Annotated in this window: 20 protein-coding genes; 10 read left to right on the top strand and 10 right to left on the bottom strand. The window is 45.8% G+C overall.

Annotated features, from left to right (window positions below):
• Nucleotides 1-1,395, bottom strand: a 1,395-nt coding sequence (locus LAY41_RS01125; protein ID WP_275973850.1) for a calcium-binding protein, incomplete at its 3' end; no start/stop codon positions are given.
• A 680-nt stretch (nucleotides 1,396-2,075) separates the two neighbouring features.
• Between LAY41_RS01125 and psaC the strand changes: the two genes are divergently transcribed.
• Nucleotides 2,076-2,321: a photosystem I iron-sulfur center protein PsaC gene (gene psaC, locus LAY41_RS01120; protein ID WP_013320503.1), complete on the top strand. Its 246-nt coding sequence runs from the start codon at nucleotides 2,076-2,078 to the stop codon at nucleotides 2,319-2,321.
• Between the two features lie 414 nt (nucleotides 2,322-2,735).
• Nucleotides 2,736-3,419: a response regulator transcription factor gene (locus LAY41_RS01115; RefSeq protein WP_249093181.1), complete on the top strand. Its 684-nt coding sequence runs from the start codon at nucleotides 2,736-2,738 to the stop codon at nucleotides 3,417-3,419.
• Here the strand turns inward: LAY41_RS01115 and LAY41_RS01110 are convergent, their stop codons facing one another.
• The 5 genes from LAY41_RS01110 to LAY41_RS01090 form a co-directional block, all read right to left on the bottom strand.
• The gene (locus tag LAY41_RS01110) at nucleotides 3,420-6,104 is read right to left on the bottom strand and encodes a PAS domain S-box protein (protein ID WP_249093178.1); all 2,685 of its coding nucleotides are present in this window, start codon (nucleotides 6,102-6,104) and stop codon (nucleotides 3,420-3,422) included.
• A 440-nt stretch (nucleotides 6,105-6,544) separates the two neighbouring features.
• Complete coding sequence (locus LAY41_RS01105) at nucleotides 6,545-7,084, bottom strand: RNA-guided endonuclease InsQ/TnpB family protein (protein WP_476726970.1); 540 nt, start codon at nucleotides 7,082-7,084, stop codon at nucleotides 6,545-6,547.
• A gap of 137 nt (nucleotides 7,085-7,221) precedes the next feature.
• Nucleotides 7,222-7,938, bottom strand: coding sequence for a PHP domain-containing protein (locus LAY41_RS01100; RefSeq protein WP_249093176.1), 717 nt, complete (start codon nucleotides 7,936-7,938; stop codon nucleotides 7,222-7,224).
• Nucleotides 7,939-8,219: 281 nt separating this feature from the next.
• Nucleotides 8,220-9,473 (bottom strand): HetZ-related protein, encoded by a 1,254-nt coding sequence (locus tag LAY41_RS01095; protein ID WP_249093174.1) that lies wholly within the window; start codon nucleotides 9,471-9,473, stop codon nucleotides 8,220-8,222.
• Between the two features lie 613 nt (nucleotides 9,474-10,086).
• Complete coding sequence (locus LAY41_RS01090; protein WP_249093171.1) at nucleotides 10,087-10,749, bottom strand: L-threonylcarbamoyladenylate synthase; 663 nt, start codon at nucleotides 10,747-10,749, stop codon at nucleotides 10,087-10,089.
• A 214-nt stretch (nucleotides 10,750-10,963) separates the two neighbouring features.
• Here LAY41_RS01090 and larC point away from each other — a divergent pair, with 214 nt between their 5' ends.
• Complete coding sequence (larC, locus tag LAY41_RS01085) at nucleotides 10,964-12,211, top strand: nickel pincer cofactor biosynthesis protein LarC (protein ID WP_249093169.1); 1,248 nt, start codon at nucleotides 10,964-10,966, stop codon at nucleotides 12,209-12,211.
• Between the two features lie 242 nt (nucleotides 12,212-12,453).
• On the opposite strand, the gene LAY41_RS01080 is transcribed toward larC, so the two are convergent.
• The gene (locus LAY41_RS01080; RefSeq protein ID WP_249093167.1) at nucleotides 12,454-13,851 is read right to left on the bottom strand and encodes an SGNH/GDSL hydrolase family protein; all 1,398 of its coding nucleotides are present in this window, start codon (nucleotides 13,849-13,851) and stop codon (nucleotides 12,454-12,456) included.
• Nucleotides 13,852-14,209: 358 nt separating this feature from the next.
• On the opposite strand from LAY41_RS01080, the gene LAY41_RS01075 reads away from it, so the two are divergent.
• A complete protein-coding gene (locus tag LAY41_RS01075) occupies nucleotides 14,210-16,423 on the top strand; it encodes an alkaline phosphatase D family protein (protein ID WP_249093165.1) in 2,214 nt (737 codons plus the stop codon).
• A gap of 205 nt (nucleotides 16,424-16,628) precedes the next feature.
• Here the strand turns inward: LAY41_RS01075 and LAY41_RS01070 are convergent, their stop codons facing one another.
• Complete coding sequence (locus LAY41_RS01070; protein WP_249093163.1) at nucleotides 16,629-17,210, bottom strand: DUF6658 family protein; 582 nt, start codon at nucleotides 17,208-17,210, stop codon at nucleotides 16,629-16,631.
• Nucleotides 17,211-17,598: 388 nt separating this feature from the next.
• Nucleotides 17,599-17,916: a WGxxGxxG family protein gene (locus LAY41_RS01065; protein ID WP_249093161.1), complete on the bottom strand. Its 318-nt coding sequence runs from the start codon at nucleotides 17,914-17,916 to the stop codon at nucleotides 17,599-17,601.
• 248 nt (nucleotides 17,917-18,164) lie between these two features.
• On the opposite strand from LAY41_RS01065, the gene LAY41_RS01060 reads away from it, so the two are divergent.
• Nucleotides 18,165-19,109, top strand: a complete 945-nt coding sequence (locus tag LAY41_RS01060) for a lysylphosphatidylglycerol synthase transmembrane domain-containing protein (protein WP_249093159.1) — start codon at nucleotides 18,165-18,167, stop codon at nucleotides 19,107-19,109.
• A gap of 1 nt (nucleotide 19,110) precedes the next feature.
• On the opposite strand, the gene LAY41_RS01055 is transcribed toward LAY41_RS01060, so the two are convergent.
• The gene (locus LAY41_RS01055) at nucleotides 19,111-20,472 is read right to left on the bottom strand and encodes a hypothetical protein (protein ID WP_249093157.1); all 1,362 of its coding nucleotides are present in this window, start codon (nucleotides 20,470-20,472) and stop codon (nucleotides 19,111-19,113) included.
• Between the two features lie 1,367 nt (nucleotides 20,473-21,839).
• On the opposite strand from LAY41_RS01055, the gene ndhL reads away from it, so the two are divergent.
• The 5 genes from ndhL to LAY41_RS01030 all read left to right on the top strand — a co-directional run.
• Nucleotides 21,840-22,052, top strand: a complete 213-nt coding sequence (ndhL, locus tag LAY41_RS01050) for an NAD(P)H-quinone oxidoreductase subunit L (RefSeq protein ID WP_249093154.1) — start codon at nucleotides 21,840-21,842, stop codon at nucleotides 22,050-22,052.
• A gap of 23 nt (nucleotides 22,053-22,075) precedes the next feature.
• Entirely contained in the window at nucleotides 22,076-22,381 is a 306-nt protein-coding gene (locus LAY41_RS01045) for a DUF3007 family protein (RefSeq protein ID WP_249093151.1), read from the top strand.
• A gap of 114 nt (nucleotides 22,382-22,495) precedes the next feature.
• Nucleotides 22,496-23,290 (top strand): tryptophan synthase subunit alpha, encoded by a 795-nt coding sequence (trpA, locus tag LAY41_RS01040; protein ID WP_249093149.1) that lies wholly within the window; start codon nucleotides 22,496-22,498, stop codon nucleotides 23,288-23,290.
• Between the two features lie 90 nt (nucleotides 23,291-23,380).
• Nucleotides 23,381-23,734, top strand: a complete 354-nt coding sequence (locus LAY41_RS01035) for a group I truncated hemoglobin (protein WP_249093146.1) — start codon at nucleotides 23,381-23,383, stop codon at nucleotides 23,732-23,734.
• Between the two features lie 88 nt (nucleotides 23,735-23,822).
• A partial coding sequence (locus LAY41_RS01030; RefSeq protein ID WP_249093143.1) for a serine/threonine-protein kinase occupies nucleotides 23,823-25,041 on the top strand: 1,219 nt, incomplete at its 3' end.

The following is a 25,041-nucleotide window of genomic DNA, read 5'->3' as shown; positions in this document are numbered from 1 at the left end:
GCCACCACTCATCGAGTCGGTGCCAGTGCCACCACTCATCGAGTCAGTGCCAGTGCCAGTCTTCGGGCTGTAAGTAAACACATATGTGTCTTTGCCACTTCCGCCGACGAGGGTATCCTTACCATTACCGGCATAAATGACAGTATCCTTCTTACCGCCGATCAAAACATCATCTCCGTCACCGCCAAAGAGGATAGATTCGCCAGATCCACCGTAGAGGACGTCGTTACCAGCACCACCAGATAGGTAGTTCTTCTTTTCTCCTCCTATGAGGACATCATTGGATTTTCCACCAATTATCAGGTTGTCGCCTTCACCACCGATCAGGACGCCTGCACCCTGAGCACCTTTGATGACTGCATCTTCATCAGTGCCTATGATTACCTGTTTGCTATCTTTTCCACCGGAGGCACCATCCTTAAGGGCGATCTTGATCAAACTATCTGCGTCAGTCGCACCTGAGAAGTCGGTTGATGCAATGTAACCTTTCGCCTTACCTTCCTGGAGATACTCCTCGAAGGCATTGTCATATTCACCTTTGTCGAGCGAATCTTTTACCCCTGAATTCAGTTCCTTGTAAAGTTTGAGGTCGAAGTTCTTACTGAATACACGCTCCTCTTTGAAGCCATACGTAGTTAAGTGTTCGTAGATGGTGATCGAGCCGCTTTTAACTGCATCGGCGACATCCGGGCTCTGCGTCAGGTAGAGATTGACGTCGATCATGGAGTTGAACGGACGATTTTCTTTGATTCCGTACTGATTCCAGTGCTGGAAGACATTGGTAATTGTCCCCTTTTCAACGCCGTCCGCGACATCTTTATTCTGCTTTAGGTACTCGTCTTTATCGAAATAGGAGTTCGGGCTGTCGCCATCCGATGCACCTTTTGTAATGTAGTACTGCAAAGAGCTGGAGACTTCCCCGTTCTCGATCGCCTTCTTTACTTTGTCATTCTTCCCGTAAGACTGGCTGTTGAAGGCACCACCACCGAGACTGCGACCCTTCTCCTTGGCACCAAACTTAAGGGCGTGTTCAAAGTAACCGATTTCACCTTTAGAGGCTGCGTCCTTTACATCCACGTTAGCATCTGCATACCCTTTGACATTGAAATAATCAGTACCTGTGCCGCGACCCTCTCTGTCGCCGCTCCCCAGTATGTGATCGATCGTAGCACTAAGCTTGCCACCTGTGGCCGCCTCATCAACGTCTTTATTTTGTTGGCGGTATTTGGTGACATCGATCGCTTCGCAGGGATTTAAATCCTCGAACTTGCCAATTTTTTCGTAGTGGTCTTTGGCATCTTTGGCTTTGCCTTCTTTGACCGCCTTGTCAATCTCTTTCTTGTACTTTTTCTTGTAGAACTTCTCGTCGAAAACGTCCTTCACACTTAAAGACATACAATCGCTCTCCCGCAAAGAATAGTGGACAACGTTTTATCTCCCGTAGAGTACAGAAGAATAGATACGTTACCCAGTAAGACGGTGTTGCAAAAGACTAGGTTCCCAAGTATAAAAAATAAATTTTTATACCTGTATGATGGCTTCAACTGTCGCCGTGGGTACAATATTAGCCATCCCTGCGAGTACGTTTTTACTCAGTAATATCCCTTAGTAAGTCAGTAATAATTTGCACAATGATAAATATCTATCTTTAGATAGATACGAAAAAATATGGCGTTTTATAGCGTGGCTAACCTGACAATTTTAACTTTCAGCGGTTAGCGAGGCTAGATGCAGGATAACCTCAAAAAGATTAAGTTTATGCGATCGCAGGGTGTGGCAATTTTAAATTTTAAGTAAAAATCTCACAGGATCGGCCCTGAATGCTCTCCAGTGCAGCTTGAGAGGTAGCACCAGCAACCGCAAGGCGAAAGGCAGAGTTGACCAACCGGAAGCCAAGACTTTCGCTCGCCAATGGCCCAAGCCGGTGTATTACATTCTTTGAAGTTTTGCTGACTTTTGCAGAAGTGGCAGAAAGCCCTGCGGTAAACTAAGCCTTGATCCTGAGAAGCTTATCGTTCAAATCTGCGTTTTGCAGATATTCCAGTTGTTGAGCCTTCATTCGGAGTCTTTATTCCATGTCTCATTCAGTAAAAATCTACGATACCTGCATTGGCTGCACTCAATGCGTCCGCGCTTGCCCGACTGACGTGCTGGAGATGGTTCCTTGGGATGGCTGCAAAGCAGCCCAAATTGCCTCATCCCCTCGCACACAAGACTGCGTTGGCTGCAAGCGGTGCGAAACTGCTTGTCCCACAGACTTTCTGAGCATCCGGGTTTACCTGGGAGCCGAAACGACTCGCAGTATGGGCTTGGCTTACTAGCGGTCTATTTCAGTCTTAAGTGCTGAGTGCTGAGCGCTGAGTGCTGAGTGAAGTTGATTCTTTGCTCGTTACTCGGTACTCAGCATTGTTGTAACTCAGATCTGGTACCAGCGTTATCACCTTTGTTTCTTGCCACAGCCCAAAGCTTACAGCCTAAATTTTTCGTCTAAAAACCCGGTTGTCGGATCTTGTTAAGAATGGTGCAAGATGTGATTTTTAGTTAAAAAGGGAGCAAATTGCCCCTTTTTTTTGGCGAATTCTCATATAAAGCGGTTTTCAGCTGCCTGAAGTACACCCGGTTTGTCTGTACCTCACCTGACAAGGGCTGTAATTTTGTCAAGTTCGGTCTAATGGCGGATAACCGTATTGCTGATTTAGCTAAATTAAAAATAGTAGCGTGTAAAGGTGAGATAGATGTCGGGACAATTGTTGCTGGTCGATGATGAACCCGGAATACGGGAAGCTGTCCAAGCCTACCTGGAAGATAGCAATTTTACCGTTGACGTTGCTGCTAACGCCAATGAAGGCTGGCAGAAACTGCAACAACATCTTCCCGACTTGGTAATTACAGACGTAATGATGCCCCAGGTGGATGGCTATCAGTTCCTCAAGCAAATGCGGGAAGATCCCCGCTTCAAGGCGCTGCCAGTAGTATTTTTGACCGCTAGAGGTATGACCAAAGACCGCATTCTAGGGTATAATGCCGGTTGCGATGCTTACCTCTCCAAGCCATTCGACCCGGATGAGTTGGTAGCGATCGTAGAAAACTTGCTAGAGCGCAGAACTGCTACGGAGAAAACGTCAGAAGGCACCAACCTGGACGAAATAGCGCGTCAGCTGGCTGAAATTAGGGAACAATTAAAACAGCGACCTGCGATCGCGCAAATTGCGTCATCCATCAAAATAGACCTCACCCCAAGAGAACAAAGCGTCCTCGACTTAGTAGCACAAGGACTGATGAACAAAGAAATAGCGCGTCGTCTAGAAACCAGCGTTCGCAATGTGGAAAAATACGTCAGCCGCTTATTTAGCAAAACCGGCACCAACAGCCGCACCGAATTAGTCCGCTACGCTCTCGAACACGGTTTAACCAACTAATTATTTCAAATTAGACTGGCAAAGAGGAATCTCGATCGCAAACTCTGCTCCTAATCCCGGTTGGGAACAACACTCCAATTTGCCACGATGCTTTTCTACTACAATTTGGTAACTAATCGACAAACCCAGTCCCGTTCCTTTGCCGACGGGTTTGGTGGTAAAGAACGGGTCAAACAGGCGTTTGCGTACCTCTTCTGTCATTCCTGGGCCGTTATCAGCAATCCGAATTACAACAAATTGGCTATTGAGCATTGAAGGTTGTTCTTCCCTATCCCCAATCCTGCATCTCCCATGCCCCAAGGAAGTGCTAATGGTGATGGTACTGGGATTAGCCTGAATTTCCGCGATCGTTAGCTTTTTATTGTAATCCTCCAACGCATCGATCGCATTACTAAGCAGATTCATAAACACCTGATTGAGTTGTCCGGCATAGCACTCAACCAGTGGCAACTTGCCGTACTCTTTAATCACTTGAATACCGAGATGATCCGATTTCCCTTTAAAGCGATTTTGCAGAATCATCAGCGTACTATCAATACCTTCGTGAATATCGACCTCTTTCCTTTCCGCCTCGTCTAAACGGGAAAAGTGTCTCAGCGACTGAACTATCTCGCGAATGCGCTCAGCCCCCACTTTCATAGAAGCGAGAAGTTTAGGCAAATCTGCGATCAAAAAATCTAGGTCTATCGCTTCAATTTCCTCTCTGATTCTTTCTGTGGGATTGGCATATTCATCTTGATAGAGTTGTACCAATCTTAATAAATCTTCCGTATATTCCCTGGCGTGAGTGATATTGCCGTAGATGAAATTAACGGGGTTATTGATTTCGTGCGCCACACCAGCTACCAGCTGACCCAGAGAAGACATTTTTTCACTTTGAATCAGTTGCGCTTGGGTATCTCGCAGTTCTCGGAAAGCAGCTTCCAGCTCGGTAGCTTTTTGTCTGATCTGCGCTTCCGACTGCTGCAAAACTTCCTGTACCTGTTTGCTAGAGGTAATGTCCACAGCCATACTCATTACCAAACGTCTTCCATCCGGTAGTTTACCTAAAGGAACCGAACTAAAATCCCAAGTTCTTTGAGAGCCATTTGAGGTGGTAATGACATATTCTCCTTGTGCCACTTGGCTATTAATGTTATACAACCGATCGATATCTGCCTTGATTGATTCCTTTCTTTCCCCATAAGCTTTTTCGATCCAATCCGCCATCGTCGGAATGTCGCTATGGTTATAACCGCTCAATTGAGTCCAGCTTTGGTTAATGGCTATTATTTCCCCATCTTCAGCGTGAATGATTAGGGGAAAAGGTGCATAAAAAACAGCGCAGCGGAACCGTTCTTCACTTTGCTGCAAAGCTTGCAGAATTTGTTTGCGTTCGCTGATATCCTTGTTGATTTGGAGGATACTGGAAACGTTGCCATTTTTATCCCGCAGCAAAGTCCAGCTACTCGTAACAGAAATTTGTCTGCCATCTCGCTTAGTATCGATCAATTCACCCTCCCAATGTCCTTCACGCAGACATATTTCCAAAACTTGTTCCAGTGGTTGGGGAAATATCGTTTTCAAAAATGTGTGGATGTATTTTCCGAATACCTCTTGCTTTTTCCAAGCGTAGAGCCGTTCTGCACCAGAATTCCAATAAACGATCAAATCATCCAAATCCCGAATCACGATCGCGTCATTCGCCAGATCCATCATCTGTACGTATTGCTGCAATGCTTCTTCGGCTCGCTCGCGATCGCTGATTTGTTGATATAAGGTAAAATTTGCTACCTCTGCCTCTATTGTCCGTCGTTGCGCCCTTTGAATGCTGTGTACTGCTAAAGTGAGGGAAGCAGATAATAAAAGTCCCGTACCCAGTATCCATTCAGGCAGATGCGATCGTTCTTCAGCTAGCAGCTGGGAACTAGGCCAGATTCCCGCCCGCAAAGCCATACCATCCACAGTAAAATTTATCTCCCGCTCCCAAGCTTCCGCATTTTGGCGATCTGCTTTGTTACGGCTCAAGATTTCCGTATTGTCATCAAACACGCTTAGCCCGTACTGGGGAACAATATCTTTGTTAAAAATAGTTTTTAACAAGCCTTCCTTGCTATAAGCCGCGAAGAAGAAACCGTACTTGCGCCCCTCATAAAGCAAAGGAACATAAACCCACAACTCTTTGCTTCTTTGGGGCCCGATCGAGGGAACTACCATAATTTCCTGTTGCTTGCCGTCGTAAGCCGCTAGCATTTTTTGGTGCAACTCTCTGTCTGGCTCAGCAATTCCTTCTCTCGATACTGTCCAGCGCGGCCCAAACGAGGCATCTACCCACTGTACGATTTGGCAATTAGGGTAGAAGTCCATATAAGCTTGTGAAGCGGCTTTCCACTCCCTTCTAGTTGGCTTACCCTGAGTTTGCCAACGATTTGCCATCTGTCTCAAACCAACAAAGGGAACTTTCAGTTGGGATTCCACGTCATTTTTTAGTGTCTCGGCAGCTAACTGAACATGGCCCTGAACTTTGCTCTCAATCTGAGTTTGCTCCTGGATTTTCACTGTCTGCCAAAGCCATAGGGTAGTCAGGATCGCGCAGCTACCTACGAGAATCGGCAAGGAAAATATCAGCGTCGCCAATCTAACAGCAGCACTTGCCCACCTCTTGTCCCATCCCACAGATATCACAGATATCTTTTCTATTTTCATAGCCACCCTGGTTTGACATGGTTTCACAGTCTCACCTGCTCCTTGCTTTTGGAGACTTACGCTTTGACAAGCTCACCACGCCTCACGATATTATTGTTCCCATGATCGCCTGAGAATAATTAATTCGCAAAGTGTTTACTTATACTAATTTCTTCAGCATCGCCAGCTAGCGTCTGGCTGACTTTGCTAAAGTAAATACTTATATTTATTTGAAGAAATTTTAAGTTAATTGAAGAAATTTTAAGTTTTAAATTTTAAGTAAAAATACTGTTATTTTTGATACAATCATCCCCTATTAATAAAAATCAGCTATGAAAGTTTCAAAACCTGCAAGACATTTGGGTCAGTCACATTCTCTAGGAGCGTTATTAGTTCTAACAAGTATTGGTGTATTTGCGCTGATGACGATACAAACTGGCGGTTTCTAACATCGATCGCAGTTAGAACCTTGACACTCCCCAGCCCTTTAGGGCGGGGATTCTTCTCTTAACGGCATTAGCTAGTCTGATGTTGCCATCAAACCCCGCCAGTACGCCTCCAGAAGCAATTTTGTTCGCGGTCTGCCCGACCGCAATTAGACCTCGACTTCTAATTACTTGCGCTGCGGCTACATCCCTATGTGTTCGGTATCCACACGATTGACAACAATGTTCTCGCTCTGACAAATCTTTCTGGCCAGTTATAACATCACAATTAGGGCAGGTTTGACTGGTATAGTCCTTATCTACTTTGGCAAAGTATACGCCACGTTTCCTGCAGACGTAGGACAAAATATTGAAGAATTGTCCAAACCCAGCATCAAGAGTGTGTTTCCCAAACATCCCTTTTGCCCAATTCTTAAAGTTGATATCCTCAACGAATATCATCCCAGCTTGGTCACAGAGATAATGTGCCACCTTAAATTGCCAGTCCTTTCGAGTGTCACTAATCTTTTGATGAACCCTAGCTATCTTCTGTTGAAGTGTTGAAGTTTCAACCAATTGCTAGACCATGAAATAGCAAGCCATTCCCTAAGCTTGACTGCGATTAAAACGAGGAGCGAATTTCATCCATAAGTCTAAAGCCCGGAGGCTTTCAAGAGCGTTTTTCGGTAAGTTTGCTGTGTATTATTTGCAGACTAGAGGCGCTGTAGCAAGTTAAGACCGTGAGTATCGGTGCCGCAAGTATTTAACAATCCGTAAGTTGCGCTTAACTGTTGCACCTGTTGGGTTTGTTCTGGACTGGGACGCCAAGGGCTGGGATTGTTGTAGGCGTAGTAGGTTTCGACGCCATCGATTCCCAGGCGAGCGGCTTCTGGGATCAGTTGGGCAGCCTTGAGCCGATAACGAGCTGGGTGAGCCAGTACCGCCAAGCCACCAGCCTGATGAATGGCTGCGATCGCATTACCTGCTTCTGCTTCGACATCCAAGGGACGTTCACCTAGCAAATAGGTAAGGATAGAGGGGTGTTCTGGGTCGAAAGCATAACCGAGAATGTGAACTTCAGTTCCCAGGAGGTTAGAGGTGATTTCCACCCCAGTCCACAGGTGAGGTAGATCGTTGTCAGAATCATCGGGGTGCCTTTGCTTCTTCTTGTAATCTAAGCAGCTTTTAGCCACCTCGTAACCGCGAACGGTGTGGTGATCTGTGATGGCAAGCCCTTTGAGACCGATCGCTATTGCTTGCTCGATCAACTCTTCCGGCTTCAGGTTGCCATCCGAGCAGATGGTGTGCATATGGAAGTTGAAATAACGCGGACAGCTCTCCGCGTTAATTGTCTTGAATACTTCCTTTATTCCTAATATTTCCCCATTTGCTAGCTGGGCTGAATTTGATTTCTGAACATTGACTGGCATAACTGCCTCACAAGTCGCGTGGGTTGGTGTATAATCTCTAGATCTTTAAAGTAGACGATCTAAATTAATCTCGATCGGGGACTGAAACAAACAGACAAAACTAACTTAGCAAAAATATACATTGCCCATCATCCACCGATTTATGAAAAATACCCACTTTCTCGTCAGGCTGAAGCTCTGGGGGCAAGCGGAGCTATACTAAGCATGGTTTTTGACCGTGCTTTTTAGTCATTAGTCATTAGTCATTGGTCATTCTACCGACTACCGACTAGCCCTGTCCACTACCGATTTTGAGTAAAGTTACTGCTGTTACGAGCTTGCCAAGCTAGTTCCAAAAGCTGAGACCAACGCTTTTCCACCTGTTTGGGAGTCCATTTGAGAGCAGTGGCGATCGCGCTCAAGCTAGCGCCGTCCCGTTTGAGTTGCAACAATTGCTGCTGCTGTGGCGTAAGTTTCTGCCAAAACGCTGACCACTGCTGAGAGTTCATCCCCAGCTTTCGATCCAGATCCGCACCTAACCATTCATGCACTAATTGCCATTGGTGGATGCGGGAAAATTTTTCCACATGGTACTTAAAACGCTGTTGTAAGTAGTCGCGCTGACGGGAAGACAAACCAAGAACATCGTCGATTTCCATTGCAGAGAGGTCTTGCAGTTTTAAGGTTAGGTAATCAATGCAGTCGGATTGACCTTGGGATTCTAAGTATTGTATCAATTCCGAGATCAGGCGATCGCGCAACACCGCAAGAGCCGGATCGGTTGTCTGACTTACCATAGAAGCACGCACCTGTTGCATTGCAGGGTCGCGTCGTTGAGTTTGAGCGTCTTCACTTTTAGGAGATTCGGCAGCCAGTTCCATATCCATCGTCGTCTCCGCTGGCTGGCGGCGGGAAAAAGCTTGGGCACGCAGTACAATTAACTGTTGAGTAGCACTCTTGCCCAGATTAATCCGGCGTCTGGCATATTGCTCGGTGAATGATAAGTACTCGGCAACTTCCAGCGAAGTGCGAGGAGTATAGTCTTCTGGGAGTTCTGTTTCTCTGCGGAAAGCTTTGAGAGACTCCATAAAAAAGCCTTGTAGGAAGTCCTCGATCAGGTGATAGCGAGCTTGGAAGCTTAATTGCTGACGCATCGGCGTAATGTAGCGATAAACGATCGCACCCAGAGTACTGTGCAGTTCGACGCGGCCTTGTTTAGAACCCAGATTGTAGTATGTCAGACACTTTTGCAACCGATGCCGCGCCAAGTTCAGTTGCCAAGAGCGAATCTGGCCCGATTTTTGGATGCGCGAACTTTGGCGGCAAATTCTTTCCACCTCTTTAGCAATTCGGTCTGCCACTGTCCCCACAGAGGCTTTAGATATTTTTACCCCGCCCTCAGACTGGATTTGAGCCTGCAATTGTTTCACGATTTCCTGGGCGAGAGTTTCCCTATCCATTTCGGACTCTTGCTGTGAAGGGCGAACATTCATATCGGTACATTCCGGTAAAGCTTCTAGGGTTGGGGTAGAGGAATTCGTATATCTGGTTTTCATAGCTGTCCTGGGAGATGGCACTGTGCCAAGCTGAGAGTTTAGTGGAGGGGTGAGGTAGTTGAGTGCAACCTGCGTTGCTTCAACCGCCTACATTTAGACTCTAAGCAGCCACAATTTCCCGCAGTTGATGCGGTGTCCCTGTTCTTTCATTGGTCAAAAATTAGCTCTTAGAGGTGAGTAGAGTGATTCACTCCTACTACTGAGGAAAAAGCCGACTAATCCTTTGTGGAGAAGGACTTTCAGGCATTTAGACAGGATGCGATCGCACCTCTTCCACTTGAGGGCGCCACCATATCTCCGAGTGGACAATCAGCCAACTGGTTCATAATTAGTAATTCGTCATTTGTCATTAGTCATTGGCAGAAATAAGTGATGACTAATTTAATAAATAAAAATTCACTCTTACTTAACACTTAGGAGTTTTTTCTTCACAGCTTCTTTATAAGTAGGTCGGCAATAAAAGGGCTTCAAGACTCCTGTTCCCCCCAGATTTGGGGGGCAAGGGGGGCAAAACCTTGGTTAGTGCGTAAGTCCTGAATGATTTATTTGCCCCCACCTTACTGTTCGCGGTCGGAGTAGGGGCAGACGCGGACGCGAACTGTCCCTAAACTGCTCAGACAACCCAAGCAGCAACTTCCCCCCATCCCAATCCCTGCCGCACTACAATCGGTTCTTCTCCGGTCAGATCCAGAATTGTCGAACCTTCATATCCCGGTTCCTGACTGTTGTCCACTATCACATCCACGAGTTTTTCCAAATGGTCAAACAGTTCCACCCGCGAGAAGAAGCCATTTTTTTCCACCCCAGGCATCGGCGCATACTCTTCGTCGTCCAGGACGTGAGCCGAAGTAGAAATAATTGGATTGCCCAGTGCATTTAACAAAGCTAAGCATACCCGATGATCCGGAACCCGAATCCCAGTAGTTTTGCGCTTGGGACTCATTACTAGCTGAGGCACTAACTTAGTTGTCGGGAGTATAAAAGTGTATGGCCCTGGAATCAAACTCTTCATAATTCGGTAGGCGGAGTCGTTCACCCAAGCATAAGTCGAAACATTAGATAGAGAAGAACAAAGGAACGTCAGCGGCTTGTCGTTGGATAGCTGCTTAATCCGCCTCACCCGTTCCACCGCCGACTTGACATAAAGGTCACAGCCGATCGCATAGACGGTATCCGTAGGATACAGCATCACTGCCCCATCCTTGAGGGCATCCTTAATTTGCTCTATACTGCGGCTTTGGGGCGTTTCTGGATGAATTGTGTAAATCGTAGCCATAAATTTTTCTGTGGATGGAACCGATGCCTGAAGCGACCGGCTGGAATGCCCGTGTAGCAATCGAAGTGGCCTAACGGTCAGCAGCGTTTGAGTAGCAGGTAATCGTCTACAATCTTTTACATTATCGAAAATTTTTTTCGGCTCTGACATTATCACATTTACTTATTCGTTAATTATTAGTTGCTATTGACTAATTCCCCATGCCCCATAACCGATGAACAAGCTAGCTTACCTTGAATGTCCCGCTGGAATTGCGGGTGATATGTGTCTGGGAGCGCTGGTGGATGCCGGTGTTCCCCTGGACTACACGATCGAAAAGCTCAACCTTTTAGGCATTTCCCACGAGTACCAGTTACGCGCAGAACTCGTTCACCGCAACGGTCAGCAAGCAACTAAAGTCCATGTGGATTTAACAGATGACCATCATCATCACCACCAAGGTAACGGTCATTCTCACCACGGACGCCATCTGCCAGAAATTGAGGCTTTGATTTTGACGGCTAAGTTGCCCGTGCGGGCGCAAGCCGCAAGTTTGGCGGTTTTTCGCAAATTGGCAGAAGCAGAAGGTGCCGTTCACGGTATAGCGCCGGAGAAAGTGCATTTCCACGAAGTTGGGGCGACTGATGCTCTAGTGGATATTGTCGGTACTTGTTTGGGATTGGATTGGCTGGGGATTGACCAACTCTATTGTTCGGCTATGCCGACTGGGGGCGGTACGGTGCGGGCAGCGCACGGACTGTTGCCGGTGCCAACGCCTGCCGTGCTGAAATTGTGGGAGTCTCGCCAGGTGCCGGTTTACAGCAACGGGATTGAGAAGGAATTGTGTACGCCCACAGGTACTGCGATCGCAGTCACTCTCGCCACTAGCTTTGGCCCCCCACCCCAGATGAGTATCCAGCGCATCGGACTGGGCGCAGGTTCCCGGAACTTACCTATTCCCAATATCTTGCGACTTTGGATTGGCGAAACTCTTGTGGAGCAGGCGCAACAGGAAAAAGGCGGGCAAGATGCCCACCCCACAATACAAGAAACGATTTCGGTGTTGGAAACGCAGATTGACGATTTGAGTCCGCAGGCGATCGCATACACATTTGATGCTTTATTTGAAGCTGGTGCCCTAGATGTTTTTACCCAGCCGATTGTGATGAAAAAATCGCGCCAAGGTGTGTTGTTAACAGTTATCTGTCATCCAGAAAATGAACAAACTTGTGAAACAGTTTTATTCCGAGAAACAACAACATTGGGTATCCGCCGTTCTACCCAAATCAGAGCTATTTTGCAGAGGGAAATTCAGCGGGTGATGACGCCTTACGGTGAAGTGCGCGTAAAAGTATCTGGTAGCGGTGGTGTCATTACAAACGTGCAACCAGAATACGAAGATTGTGCCGCATTCGCCAAGGAAAATAATGTTAGTTGGCGAGAAGTACATCGACTAGCGTTGCAAGCGTGGTATAGTCATTAGTCATTAGTCATATTATGTCCTTACGCATCGGTTACCTAAAAAAATCGTGTGATTATTCTTATCTGCGTTAATCTGCGTTCATCTGTCTTCATCTGCGGTAAAAATTTAACCAACGATGACAACAGACAATTTGACGATCGGGTCTTTGGGAATTATTATGCTAATGTTCACTCCTGTTCATTTTGTAGTAACACAGCTAATTAAAATCTTGGTACGACCGACATATTGACGATGCTGTGCTACTACAACAGCATATTCGATCCGAAAGAACCGAAAATTTCTACCAGTTCTGGAATCGCCGTAGTTGCTTTCAGAGCAGTTTGTGCAATGAACTCGTGGGCACGGGCAGTAGGATGTATCGCATCCCAAAATAAATACTGGTTCGGGTTAGTTCCTGGCGGTAAGGAAAAATTTCTCACGCTAGGGTCAGTTCCGGCTCCAGGTACGAGATTATTGGTGACATTTGTGAATCCGAAATTGGCGGGATTGGCGATCGCATTACTAAACAAACTACTAACATCAACAGGAATAATGTTAATGTTCGGATTTTGTTCTAAATTTTCCACGGTCGCAGCCAAAGTGCTATTATGTGCGTTGGTCAACAGCGCCAGTCCTTGCTGAGCTTCGGGCCCTCTAGCAGCTACTCCCGGACTCGATCCCAAATTTGGCAGGTTGGGTACCATAAAGTTTCTCGCCCCAACTGCGGCGAGTTTTGCGATCGCACTAGCCAGATTATTAACCGTCGTCGCAAAATCTGTCGATCCGCCGCCAAGGTAATCATTCGCACCGGCATATACCACATAAAGTCCATTGGAATCTGCACCCGCCTGATTAGCGGCGACAAAACTATCGATTTCCTGCTGCAATCCCGGTAAAAAGAGCCCAGTCTGAATGTTGCCGGTATTCTGAGTTCCCGATAAGGCACCGCCAAAGGCAAAGTTGGTGTTAGGATCGATCGCTAACCCCAGTGTAGGCGCGAGATCTTCCACCCAAACTGGGCCGTTGCTAAAACGTCCGTTGAAGTAGGGTGGACTTGGCGGAACAGCGCCGCCTGTGAAGACAAACAGGTTACCATCGTCTGAGATACTATCGCCAAAGACGAACATCTGACTGAACAGGCGACGGGGAATGCGACCCTCAAACTGACCAAACTCGATGTAGTGTTCTACCCCAGTAATTTCGTCTCTTTGTCCTGCTTGGGCAACATCTGGGTTTCGGTTGAAATAAAAGCTAGCATTGAAGAAGCGACTGGGATTACGCAGCTCTTTGGCACCAAATTTGACGAAGTGTTCTACACCCGTAAGCTGATCTCCTGTGGCAGCAGCAACATCCGAGTTATTGGTAAGATAAAAACTCGTGTCGAAGAGGGGATTGGGATTGCGACCTTCTAATTGACCGCGCAAGATAAAATGTTCAAATGCGGTTGTTCTACCTGCTGTCACTTCTGCTGCAATATCCTGGTTTTGTTGCAGATAATAGCTGCTATCGAAAAAAGCGCTGGGGTTTCGCCTCTCAAATTCACCAAACCTCATAAAGTGGTCAAACCCAGTGGAAAACTGTCCTGTTGATATGGCTGCTACCACATCTGGATTTGTGGCGCGATAAAAACTCTCGTTAAATAGCTCGCGATCGGTCAACATAATTATTTCTTAAGATTGAAAGTGAACTGGCTGACAGCGATTGGTATCATAATTTTACTAAATATACGCTAAAATAACAAACAAATCAGAAAATTTTTCTTTCCAGAAGTCAGATTTTTGAATGGTAAGTTGTTGCGCGTTTGCGCACGTAGAGCGCGTAAGCGCAACAACTTAGCCTGCTGCAAAAGCATTAATAATATAATTAGCAACTTATGTTATTAGCATGATTTTTTCTAAATAGCAGCCATAACTGCTAGGGTGAATCTTGACAAAACATTGATGTTTTGCAATACTAGGCATTTGAAAAAGAAAAGCATTTATTTTGAGAACCTGCAAACAACATTAAGGTTTTGAGGTTATGTTAGACAGCAGCACCCTATTTGACGAAAAATTTTATCTAGCTCGAAACCAAGATGTCGCACAGGCGGTTGCTGGTGGCCTCTTCGGGAATGGCTACGATCACTTCCTTAAGTTCGGCCAAAATGAACGCCGCAATCCCACTGCTTTGTTTGATACCGCCTATTATCTCGCCACCAACCTGGATGTTGAGGCGGTAGTAGGAAGAGGGGAAATTACAGCGATTGACCACTTCATCCGCTTCGGTCAAATCGAAGGTCGCAACCCCACTGTATTATTCGATACCGCTTATTATCTAGCTCAAAATTCGGATGTGGCAGGAGCGGTTGGTTCGGGCGGACTGACGGGAATAGAACACTTCGCTAAGTTTGGTGAATTTGAGGGGCGTAACCCTAGTACCCTATTTAACTCCAGCTATTATTTAGCCCGAAATACAGATGTTGCTGCTGCCGTTCAAAGAGACGAACTGACGGGTATAGAACACTATATCCAGTTTGGTGCGGCAGAAGGACGCCAATTTACTCCTTTGATCGACCTGCGTGGATCGACATTGCCTAATGGCATAGCTGCTGGGGATACAACACAGACATCAACTGTGTTGTGGACACGCAGCACCGTTCCCGGTACGGTGACTTTTGAGTACTCGACTGACTCGAATTTTGGCAATATTCTGGGAACTTTAAGCAATGTCACCACTGACCCCACTGTACCCATCAAGGTACAGGTAACGAATTTAACTCCTGGAACCCAATACTTTTATCGGGTGAGGGACGCTGCAGGCACAACTTTGGCGGGACAGTTTCGGACACCAGCTGGGTTGGGAACTCGTGCTGGTTTGCGGTTTGGGGTGGCTGGTGACTGGCAGGGTCAACTTGCTCCGTTTCCGGCGATCGCAAATGCACCCGGACGCAACCTCGATTTTTTCGCTCGCATAGGTGACAGCGCCTATGTAGACGACTTATCTCCAGATTTACCGGGAGTCAGACAACCGAAAACTGCGATCGAGTTTAACACCAAGCAAAATGAAGTTTACGCCCAGCGTTATGGCATCAATTCCTGGGCTAACGTCCAGGCTACCACTACCACCTATGCCACCTGGGATGACCACGAATTGACAAATGACTTCGCCGGAGGTGCAGCACCAGCAGTTTCTCCTCAAAAGGAGGGAATTTTTGGGACTGGGGAAGGCTTTGTCAATGACACGCCTGTGTTCGATCGCGCTTTGCAAGCTTTTCAGGCATACAACCCTGTACGGAATGATTTCTACAGCGAAACTGGCGACCTCCGCACGGCTAATGAGCAAAAGCTTTATCGCTTTAATACCTTCGGCAGCGATGCGGCCATGTTTATGCTAGATTTGCGCTCTTTCCGAGATACTCCCATCAGGAGTATCCCAGAAACTTCAGACCAAGCTACTGTTAATAAGTTTCTGAGCGATGTCTTTCAACCTAACCGCACTCTACTGGGAGGAGTGCAACTTCAGGAGTTGAAGAAGGATTTATTGGCAACCCAAAATGCTGGTGTCACTTGGAAATTTATCATGTCAACAGATCCGATTCAGAATTTTGGGATTCCAGTTGCGGGCGATCGCTGGGAAGGTTATGCTGCTGAGCGGACGGATCTGCTCCGTTTCATTAAACAAAACAACATCAAAAATGTTGTCTTTGTCAGTGGAGATTTTCATGGCTTTGTTACCAATAACGTTACCTATCAAGAGGGATTCGGCCAGCCCCAAATCCCTACAGATGTTATTGATGTGATGACAAATCCTGTGGCTATTCAGTTAAATATTGGGCAAGGGCCATTTGCAGCCCCGTTTGGGCCAGCAACAGTCGCATTCACACCGAATGCTGTTCTTCCGCAATCAGAAAAAGATCGGTATAACGCGCTGACCGATGTTTCGCAAAAAGACGCTTTTGTCAAGCAGGTTATAGATAATCGGATTATCCCCTTGGGATATGACCCTATTGGGTTAGATAACAATTTAGCTATAGCTAATGGGCAAATTGATGCTAATCTGCTTAGCGGCAGTTATGTGGCAGCTCACTACTATGGCTGGAATGAATTTGAGATCGATCGGCAGACGCAACAGCTGCGCGTGATCACCTACGGTATCGAACCTTACAGCCAGCCCCAACTGGACGCTAATCCGAGTGCGATCGTCAGTCGATCGCCTACAGTCATAAACGAATTTCTTGTCAATCCCAAGGTCTGAAGATGAGAATTGAGAATTGGCAATAGAGGGCAGAGGTAGAGAGAAAAGAAAAAAGTAATTTTTACTTTTTCTTTCCCTCAAGTTATGCGACTAATATCGTGTCCGGTCGATTAGTCATAGTGAAATCTTAGGTACGTTGTTGCGCTTTAGCGCTCTTAGCGCTAAAGCGCAACAACATACCTAATAAATTCAGTTTGCGGACAAATTAATCCATGTCCTTGTTAAATACCTTGTCTAGACCCTGCTTGGTATTATCAGCAGCTTCCCCGGCGCGATATTTTGCTTTATCAGCACTCTTAGCCACATCCTTGGCGGCATCTTGAGTATTTTGCTTGATGTTTTCTACTCCTCGACGAGTACCTTCAGCAAAATCCTTAGCTGAATCCGCAGCTTTATCAGCAACGTTTCCAGCTGCTTGATTCACATTCTTACCCGCTTCTTTGGCACTGTCAGGTGCATCGTTAGCTGCACGTTTGATGGCTTCTGCGGGATTGCCAGTCCTGGCGGTCAAATTATGCTCAGCACTTTCGATCAGACGATCGGCTTTTTTGTTGGCTGCTGAAGTGTCAAATCGAGGATCGACATCGCTAAAGTCGTTCATCCCACCTTTGTAGGTATTAGTTACAGCCTCTTTAGGCACTTCTGGGCGGGGATTATTATCTAGACCCTTGGCTTGCACGGTAGGACTACCGCAAGCGGTGCTGACGAAGAGTATGATGCCTGCGAAAAAAACTGTTAAAACTCTGACGAAATTAAGGCGCTTGATAAAAGAGATCGCGTTGTTCATCGAAAGACTCCTTTCTGTGTTTTAAGGAAATTTGGATGTCTAGCTAATTAGCTATATGCGTGCTAATTGCAGACAACAAGTTGAAAATATTGTGAGTTGACCAAGAGAATAATTCCAAACTTATGGAATGTCGTTAATATCTGGCGGAGGCGCACTTTTTTCAAAAAAGTAGCCAACTGTTTCACAAACTTCTCCATTTTTTTATCCAACTTTTTTCAGTCTAAGAATAAAAGACTGCTACCTTCATCTAGCCCAAGTCTCATCTTTGCGATCGTCTGCTGTAAAAAATTTCTATCCTTAGAAAGATATAAGATGCTTTAATTAAAGAGGGCTTTAGTTCAAATTACTAAAGCCCTCTTGGCTGTTATGATTTGTGGTAATAAATCTATTAGAAGCGAGCGCCTGGGCGGCTCACTTCATCAGGTTCGCGATAACGCACGGGTTCTTCGCGTTTGGGGCGAGCCAATCCGGCTAAACCAGCTAGGCCTAGCAGACCTAACCAACCCCAGTCAAAGTCGCGATCGCCTCTTTCAGATTGAACGCCTTGGCTGCGATTGTTGGAGTCGGTGGTTGTATTGGTAGTTGTATCGCTTCTATTGGGAGTCGTATTGGTTTGGGCAGAAGCGGGCAGAACTGCGGGGAGAGTAGCCAGACTCAAACTCAGAAGGCCAGCGCCAACAGCTTTGGACAAATTAGAACGTTTCATGATAAAAGTTTCTCCTTCTTTCCGAATTCTCTACAGGTCGTTGGAAACAGTTAAACGAGTTGAGAGGTGAGCTACGAGTGAGCTAAGCAAGCATCACTATTGATAAGCTTACGGTTTCAAAACAGAACTGGTATCAATCTCAAGCTAGAAACCTACCATCCCCCGTACTCTCACTGAAGACGTAGAAACCATACTTCTACGGATTTCCCGAAGTTTATAATTTGTTGGGTAGTCAAATCGCAAACTTTATGAAGCAAATCCGATCGCGCCTGAAACCCTATCTGCGTTTTGCGATCGTAGGCGGGACGCTGTTTTTTTTGGCTAAGGTACTCAAGGATCGCGCTGCTGAGGTGGCGGCGATTCGGATTAGCGCTGTGGGATGGGCAAGTTTGGCTGTAGCAATCGGTGTCACCCTACTAGCTCACATTTGGTCTGGCTGGGTGTGGAGTTGGATTCTCCGGGAACTCGATCGACCGATCGGCGGTGTCTGGAGTGTCAAAGTTTACTTGAAAACGAATATTGCTAAGTATTTACCGGGGAATGTTTGGCATTTCTACGGACGCATAAAGGCTGCGATCGATGCAGGTGTCTCCCCAGGTACTGCTACCCTCAGCGTGTTATTGGAACAGCTGCTGATGGCTGCCTCTGGCCTACTCGTTGCCCTAATTAGTGCCCTGCCAGTACAAGCAGGCGGCTTACCCGATCCTTTGCGCTGGCTGGGATTTGTCGCTCTGGCAGCAGTTTTGGTAGGAGTTCATCCGTGGATTTTGAACCCGCTAATTCAATGGGTGAGTAGGTTGAAGGCTAAGGCAAAAGGCTTTGCTACGGTTGATACCAGTACTTTCCGAATGAAACGCTATCCCCTGCTGCCTTTGTTAGGAGAGATGGGCTTTTTAAGTCTGCGGGGTATCGGTTTTTTGTTTACCTGGCAAGCGGTAAAAGAGGTACATCCCAGCCAGATATTTCTGCTGTTGGGCGCTTTTAGCTTGGCATGGCTGTTGGGCTTGGTGGTTCCAGGGGCACCGGGGGGTATAGGGGTTTTCGAGGCAAGTGCGATCGCGCTTCTCGATCGCAGCTTTTCACCCGGTCTCATTCTCAGCGCTGTCGCCCTTTACCGCCTCGTCAGTATTTTGGCGGAAGCGATCGGTGCCGGACTAATTTTCCTCGAATCACGCCTAACAGCTAATAGCTAACCTAGATCGTTTCCTCTAGCTGCACCTCCTCATCAGCCATTTCTAAGCTTGGCTCTTCCTTTAGTTGGGAAAAAATTCGGCAGTCATCCAAAGTCCTATTTGACTGGTTCCTAGAACCATTATTTTGTGACATTTGGATTAAATTATATTTAACATTTTCAGCATAAATTGCAAACGTAATATTAAAAACTTCCAAGAAAGTAATCAACCACTTACATTCTATTTCAGGATATTTTTGATAGTACTGTATCAAAGCTGCGATATTAGCTTCTAAATGAGTGCGAGAGTTCGGTGAAATCAGAATTACTTTCAGCAGAATTACGACTAAAGTCAGTGGATTACCTTGAGACAGAAGTAAAGCAAATAACGCCGAAGGCTCTCGATTATTTTCAGTTGTTAAATATTCAATCACCCGATTACAAGTTCTCAGTCTCAGGGCGTCATTCACTATCTCGTCATCATGCTCTTCATAAAGCACATATAACTTTTCAGACATATTTTTCTGAAAAGCCGTAACAAATTTTTTATTAGCAACCGAAAATAGTAAATATTTACTCAAACTATGTTTGAAAAAATTGTAGGTTACATCTTGAGTTTGTTTAACAAAAATATTTGCCAAATTTGCATAGCTAAATGGGCCGCGTTTAGCCACAATTGCCTTAATCAGACGCAGAACATCATCCCCCAAACCTGTAGGGTTGGGTTTTTGAAGCTTAGTATCCCTAGCTACAGGGGACTGAGAATGAGCCGTGTACATCGCCAGATCGAATTTAAACTTATCTTTCAAGCGCTTTGCAAGGGATCTAGCAGCTTCCCGTTGTTCTATCGGATTATTTAGATTGATATACTGAGGCACCAAAAGATAAGATGTATAGCGATGCGCCCACTCTGATTGAATATCGTAGCGCGAAGCAAATAGCTTCAGGTCTTCATAGTCCTTGCTGTTAGCGAAATTGTTTAGCCAAGTTCTGACGCAATCTAAAGTTCCAGATGTAGTATCTACATTTATTTTTTTTTCGGCAAATAGTTTAATTAATTCTTGGATCGGCTTATGTTGTCTGCTTGCATCCCAGTTGTTAATCAGAATATAACAAGACCGCTTGAGTGTATTTCTAAATTCCGCCTCATTCTTGTCAAGAACAATTTTATATAGGGCATTAAGCGCGTCTGTATTAGAACAATCCACCTGATAGATAAATAACTGTCGAAATTCTCGCAGTACAGCCTCTGGAGACGATTTCTTGACAATGCCCAGCAGAAACTTATAAATAATAGCTTGAAATTGGTGAAGATGCGAACTATCCAGGTTTAACTGGATAAGGGTATCCGTTTGAGCAACCGTTAGTAGACGATCCCCGATCATTCTGCTTAAGGAGGTAGTAGTCCCTGGTAGATTTATAATGATACAGCTGATGGCACCCCGATCGAATCTGATTGCAGTTTAGCGTCCGTCACTTACTTGTGGAAAGTAAACAGCGATAAATTGTCTGAGTATAGCTTAGCTGATGCAGGAGGGAAAATCTAATTCAACCGCAGGAGATATCTACAGTTGACTTAGGGCGAGATTGCCTGTGGATAGGATAAGATATCCTCTGCGTCAGCCAACTTCAGCGAAAAGCCAGTAAAAGTCAACTACCGCGACCACAAGGGGCGCAACTTGTCGTCAGCCTTTAGGCTGAGAGAATAGGCTGATTGACCGCAACTCAGGACGAAGTTCTTTGGCAAGAAGCATTTATGACTTGTTTTTTTCTCCTAAAAAACCGTTAGCTTTAGTTGTCATTAGCCTACTGTAAATTACAACGTTTCTCTCTAGGTAGGTAGACCTTGACTTATGTGCCTTTTTTTAAAGGAGTGCGCTTATCCCAATAATATAGTTGTACCATTTTTCTTCGGCAAACGGCAATGTAAACCATTTTTGCCCCCCTATCCCCCCAAGCTTGGGGGGATAGGGGCAAAGGGCGAGACTGTCCCGGCTTAAGTTGGTAGCCTCTTGGGGCTCTAGCTGTAGGGTGCGTTTCCCGGCACCCTACACTACTTTTTGAGATGAAATTGATATGGGGGCGGAGGGACTTGAACCCACACGGCCTTTTACGGCCAACGGATTTTCATTCTCCCGCAGCTTTCGCTACTGCTTCTGGGATAATACCCAGGCTTTGAGAATTGGACTCTCCCTTTACCCTCGGCTTCACGTTAGGGTAGCTCCCGTCGAGTCTCTGCACCTTCCGAAACGATTTTGGATTTTGGATGAAAGAATTTCGGATTGGGGGTCAATCTCAAATCTCAAATCTCAAATCTTAAATCTCTCGGCTTGGCTCAGGATTGCCTTGTCTGTTGCCAGATTTAGGTTTCCCTGAATTTGAGAGCGGTCACTTGACAGATTTCTCAATCAAGGCTCAGTTGCCTAAGTCCGTAGCGTCTACCATTCCGCCACGCCCCCAAAGTTGGCTTGGCTGTGGTTAGCTTTGTACTATTATTGCACCATTTGATTCTACGTTTACACAAATTGCTAGGTTTTCTGAAAGATTTTGACGAAATTCCGCTTATTGGGCCTCCCTAACCCAAGAGAGGTGCGTTCAATTACGGCATTTACCCACTCTGCCTGACGGAAAAAACACAGAAAGCAGTAAAATGTATTGAACGTGGCTCTTGGCCATATCCTGTGGGTGGTCAAAAGCCCCGGTCGATCTTCTCGAAGGTCGTTGTTATAAAGTTGCTGCTGCTTTAAAACCAATGCTTGTTGCACTTCTGTATCTGATTTTGGGTGGGGCTTACTTACTGGTAATTCCCTTGGCGTTATTTATGTACCTGCAAAACCGCTGGTATGTGGCTAGCTCGTTTGAACGTGCCTTTATGTATTTCCTGGTTTTCTTTTTCTTCCCAGGACTGTTGCTGCTTGCGCCGGTTTTAAATTTTCGACCCAAGCGGCGGCAGATTGAGGTATGAAAAGTGTAATGGGTCAACCTTAAATGCGACGGATTGATGTTATAGGTATTGGTCTGGGCGTCTTCGCTGCTGGTGGCATAGCTTACCTTGTTTTGCAGGTGGCTGGGCTAGATAGCGTGCAAGCTGGTATCTGGAGTCAGGTGTTGTTGATTGGAGGCTTAATCGGTTGGTTGCTGACTTACTTATTTCGAGCCGGAACGAAACAGATGACCTATAATCAGCAACTGAAAGATTATGAGGAAGCGGTTTTACAGAAACGGCTGGAAGAACTGACTCCTGAAGAACTGGCGAAGATGCAGACTGAAATAGAACAGAAAAAGAGTCATTAGTCATCAGTCTTTAGTAGGTTGGTAATAGGTGATAAAAAAGAAGTTATCTACTATTTACTAACCTTTTGACTGATGACTGATGACTGATGAGCAATGACTAATGACTAATAAGAGATGACTTTAATTTCGGATTGCTTTGCAGCTTTACGCGATCGCACTCAATGCGCCCTGATTCCTTTCATCACGGCTGGAGATCCAGATTTGGAGACGACGGCGAAGGCTTTACGGATTCTGGATCGCAGCGGTGCTGATATTATTGAACTGGGTGTCCCCTACTCAGACCCTTTGGCAGATGGCCCGGTAATTCAAGCGGCGGCTACTCGCGCCCTGGCTAGGGGGACTCAGTTAGATGATGTTTTGCAGATGTTAGAGGGCGTTATACCGGATTTGCGATCGCCTATCATCCTCTTCACCTACTACAACCCGATTCTCAACCGGGGCATTGACAAATTTTTACAGCAGATATCAAAAGCAGGCGTAAGCGGTTTGGTGGTGCCTGATTTACCCCTAGAAGAAGCTGAAGTTTTGCTCGCACCTGCGGCAGAATTAGGAATTGATATAGTTTTGTTGGTAGCGCCGACGAGTTCCCCAGAACGAATTAACGCGATCGCGCAAAAGTCCCAAGGATTTATCTATTTAGTTAGTGTAACTGGCGTCACGGGGATGCGATCGGGATTAGAATCGCGAGTACAAGGTTTATTAGGACAAATGCGAACCATCACCGATAAACCGATAGGTGTAGGATTTGGTATTTCCGCACCCGAACACGCCAAACAGGTAAAAGATTGGGGTGCAGATGCAGCAATTGTGGGAAGTGCATTTGTCAAACGTTTAGTAGAAGGAACGCCCGAAGAAGGATTAAAATCAATTGAAGAATTTTGTCATAGTTTGAAGCAAGCGATCATGTAAATTGAGCAAGTCACCTCTTCAAATATGAGCGATTCATTTCCTTAATCCAATTTCAACGTTAAATTCACACCAAAAAATAGGTAAAGAACAATGACATTATACGAAAAACTTGGAGGAGAGACAGCTATTATGCAAATAGTAGATGATTTTTACAAGCGCATTTTAGCTGACGATACAGTCAATAACTTTTTTGCTCATACAGACATGAAAAAGCAGCTACGTCACCAAACTTCTTTTATATCTTATGCTCTTGGTGGCCCTAAAGAATATACAGGAAGGTCAATGGAAAAGGCACATGAAGGATTAAATTTACAGCCAGAACATTTTGATGCTATTGCGAAGCATCTAGGTGATGCAATAGCTGGATATGGTGCGTCGCCAGAAGATATTAGCACAGTGATCGATCGCGTTGCGACTTTAAAAGAAGCTGTTTTGTATAAGTAATTTTTTAAACTCACCCCAGAAACCGGGTTTCTTGAAGAAACCGAGTTTCTAGAGCATAATAAACCCAAGCGCCACCAAATCGGGAAAAATGACTTGGGTAAACGGACATAAACTCCAAAACGGCAAATACACGATCGAAAAAAAACTCGGCGATGGTGGTTTCGGTATCACCTATCTTGCCAGAAATGCCAACGGACAGCGTGTAGTCATCAAAACACTTAACGACACCGTGCAAAGTCGCCCCGATTTTGACGAATTACAGCAAGATTTCCTCAACGAGGCGCTGCGACTGGCGAAATGCACTCATCCCCATATCGTCAAAATTCACGAAGTTGTCCAAGAAGGGCGACTGTGGTGCATGGTGATGGAATATATAGATGGGGAAGATTTAGCCGATCGCGTTATCAAGCAGGGAGTTTTGCCAGAAGCAGAGGCATTGCGCTATATTCAGCAGATTGGTGAGGCGCTGACGGTTGTTCACCAGCAAGGTTTGTTGCATCGGGATGTGAAACCGCAAAATATTATGTTGAGAACCCCTAAGAAGGGGGGAATGGAGGCGGTTTTGATTGATTTTGGCATCGCCCGCGAGTTTACCCAAGATGTGACCCAGACTCACACGCGAAGTCTATCCAAAGGTTTTGCGCCTGTTGAGCAGTATTATATAAAATACAAACGAGGTGCTTATACAGATGTTTATGCTTTAGCGGCGACATTATATGCAATATTAACGGGAATTGTACCTATAAATGCTTTAGATAGACAAACTGGTGTGGGATTAACGCCACCAAAGCAGCACAATTCCAGTATTAGCGATAACCTGAATCGGGCGATACTCAAGGGGATGGCGGTGAAGGCAAAAGACCGTCCTCAGTCTGTGGCAGAATGGTTAAAATTGCTGCCTTCTCCTAGTAGTTCAACTCCTAAAAAGCCGTCGTCACGGGGAAAGCTGAAAAATAAATTGCTTGTTGGCGGTGTGATTTTAGGTTTGATTGGCGGAGGGGTATGGTTGCAGATATATTGTCAAAAGCAATTTAATAGCAATTTGATTTCCCTACTAATTTCGTCATTTTCCCTAAAAACCACCCTCACCGGACATTCCGACTTGGTTATTTCTGTCGCCTTCAGTCCCGATGGTCAGACCCTTGCCAGTGGCAGTTATGACAAAACTATCAAACTCTGGGATATCCCCAGTGGCGAATTGAAAACCACCCTCACCGGAGATTCCAACCCGGTTATTTCTGTCGCCTTCAGTCCCGATGGTCAGACCCTTGCCAGTGGCAGTTATGACAAAACTATCAAACTCTGGG

The sequence above is a fragment of the Argonema galeatum A003/A1 genome (assembly GCF_023333595.1).
In the GTDB taxonomy this organism is placed as follows: domain Bacteria; phylum Cyanobacteriota; class Cyanobacteriia; order Cyanobacteriales; family Aerosakkonemataceae; genus Argonema; species Argonema galeatum.
The sequence above is the reverse complement of the archived record's forward strand: the minus strand, read 5'-3'. Positions and strand labels throughout refer to the sequence as shown.

Bases quoted from the DNA above. Each gene is read 5' to 3' on its own strand.
- psaC (WP_013320503.1), top strand. From the start codon at position 2,076: ATGTCTCATTCAGTAAAAATCTACGATACCTGCATTGGCTGCACTCAA.
- LAY41_RS01115 (WP_249093181.1), top strand. From the start codon at position 2,736: ATGTCGGGACAATTGTTGCTGGTCGATGATGAACCCGGAATACGGGAA.
- LAY41_RS01110 (WP_249093178.1), bottom strand. From the start codon at position 6,104: ATGAAAATAGAAAAGATATCTGTGATATCTGTGGGATGGGACAAGAGG.
- LAY41_RS01100 (WP_249093176.1), bottom strand. From the start codon at position 7,938: ATGCCAGTCAATGTTCAGAAATCAAATTCAGCCCAGCTAGCAAATGGG.
- LAY41_RS01095 (WP_249093174.1), bottom strand. From the start codon at position 9,473: ATGAAAACCAGATATACGAATTCCTCTACCCCAACCCTAGAAGCTTTA.
- LAY41_RS01090 (WP_249093171.1), bottom strand. From the start codon at position 10,749: ATGGCTACGATTTACACAATTCATCCAGAAACGCCCCAAAGCCGCAGT.
- larC (WP_249093169.1), top strand. From the start codon at position 10,964: ATGAACAAGCTAGCTTACCTTGAATGTCCCGCTGGAATTGCGGGTGAT.
- LAY41_RS01080 (WP_249093167.1), bottom strand. From the start codon at position 13,851: ATGTTGACCGATCGCGAGCTATTTAACGAGAGTTTTTATCGCGCCACA.
- LAY41_RS01075 (WP_249093165.1), top strand. From the start codon at position 14,210: ATGTTAGACAGCAGCACCCTATTTGACGAAAAATTTTATCTAGCTCGA.
- LAY41_RS01070 (WP_249093163.1), bottom strand. From the start codon at position 17,210: ATGAACAACGCGATCTCTTTTATCAAGCGCCTTAATTTCGTCAGAGTT.
- LAY41_RS01065 (WP_249093161.1), bottom strand. From the start codon at position 17,916: ATGAAACGTTCTAATTTGTCCAAAGCTGTTGGCGCTGGCCTTCTGAGT.
- LAY41_RS01060 (WP_249093159.1), top strand. From the start codon at position 18,165: ATGAAGCAAATCCGATCGCGCCTGAAACCCTATCTGCGTTTTGCGATC.
- LAY41_RS01055 (WP_249093157.1), bottom strand. From the start codon at position 20,472: ATGATCGGGGATCGTCTACTAACGGTTGCTCAAACGGATACCCTTATC.
- ndhL (WP_249093154.1), top strand. From the start codon at position 21,840: ATGCTTGTTGCACTTCTGTATCTGATTTTGGGTGGGGCTTACTTACTG.
- LAY41_RS01045 (WP_249093151.1), top strand. From the start codon at position 22,076: ATGCGACGGATTGATGTTATAGGTATTGGTCTGGGCGTCTTCGCTGCT.
- trpA (WP_249093149.1), top strand. From the start codon at position 22,496: ATGACTTTAATTTCGGATTGCTTTGCAGCTTTACGCGATCGCACTCAA.
- LAY41_RS01035 (WP_249093146.1), top strand. From the start codon at position 23,381: ATGACATTATACGAAAAACTTGGAGGAGAGACAGCTATTATGCAAATA.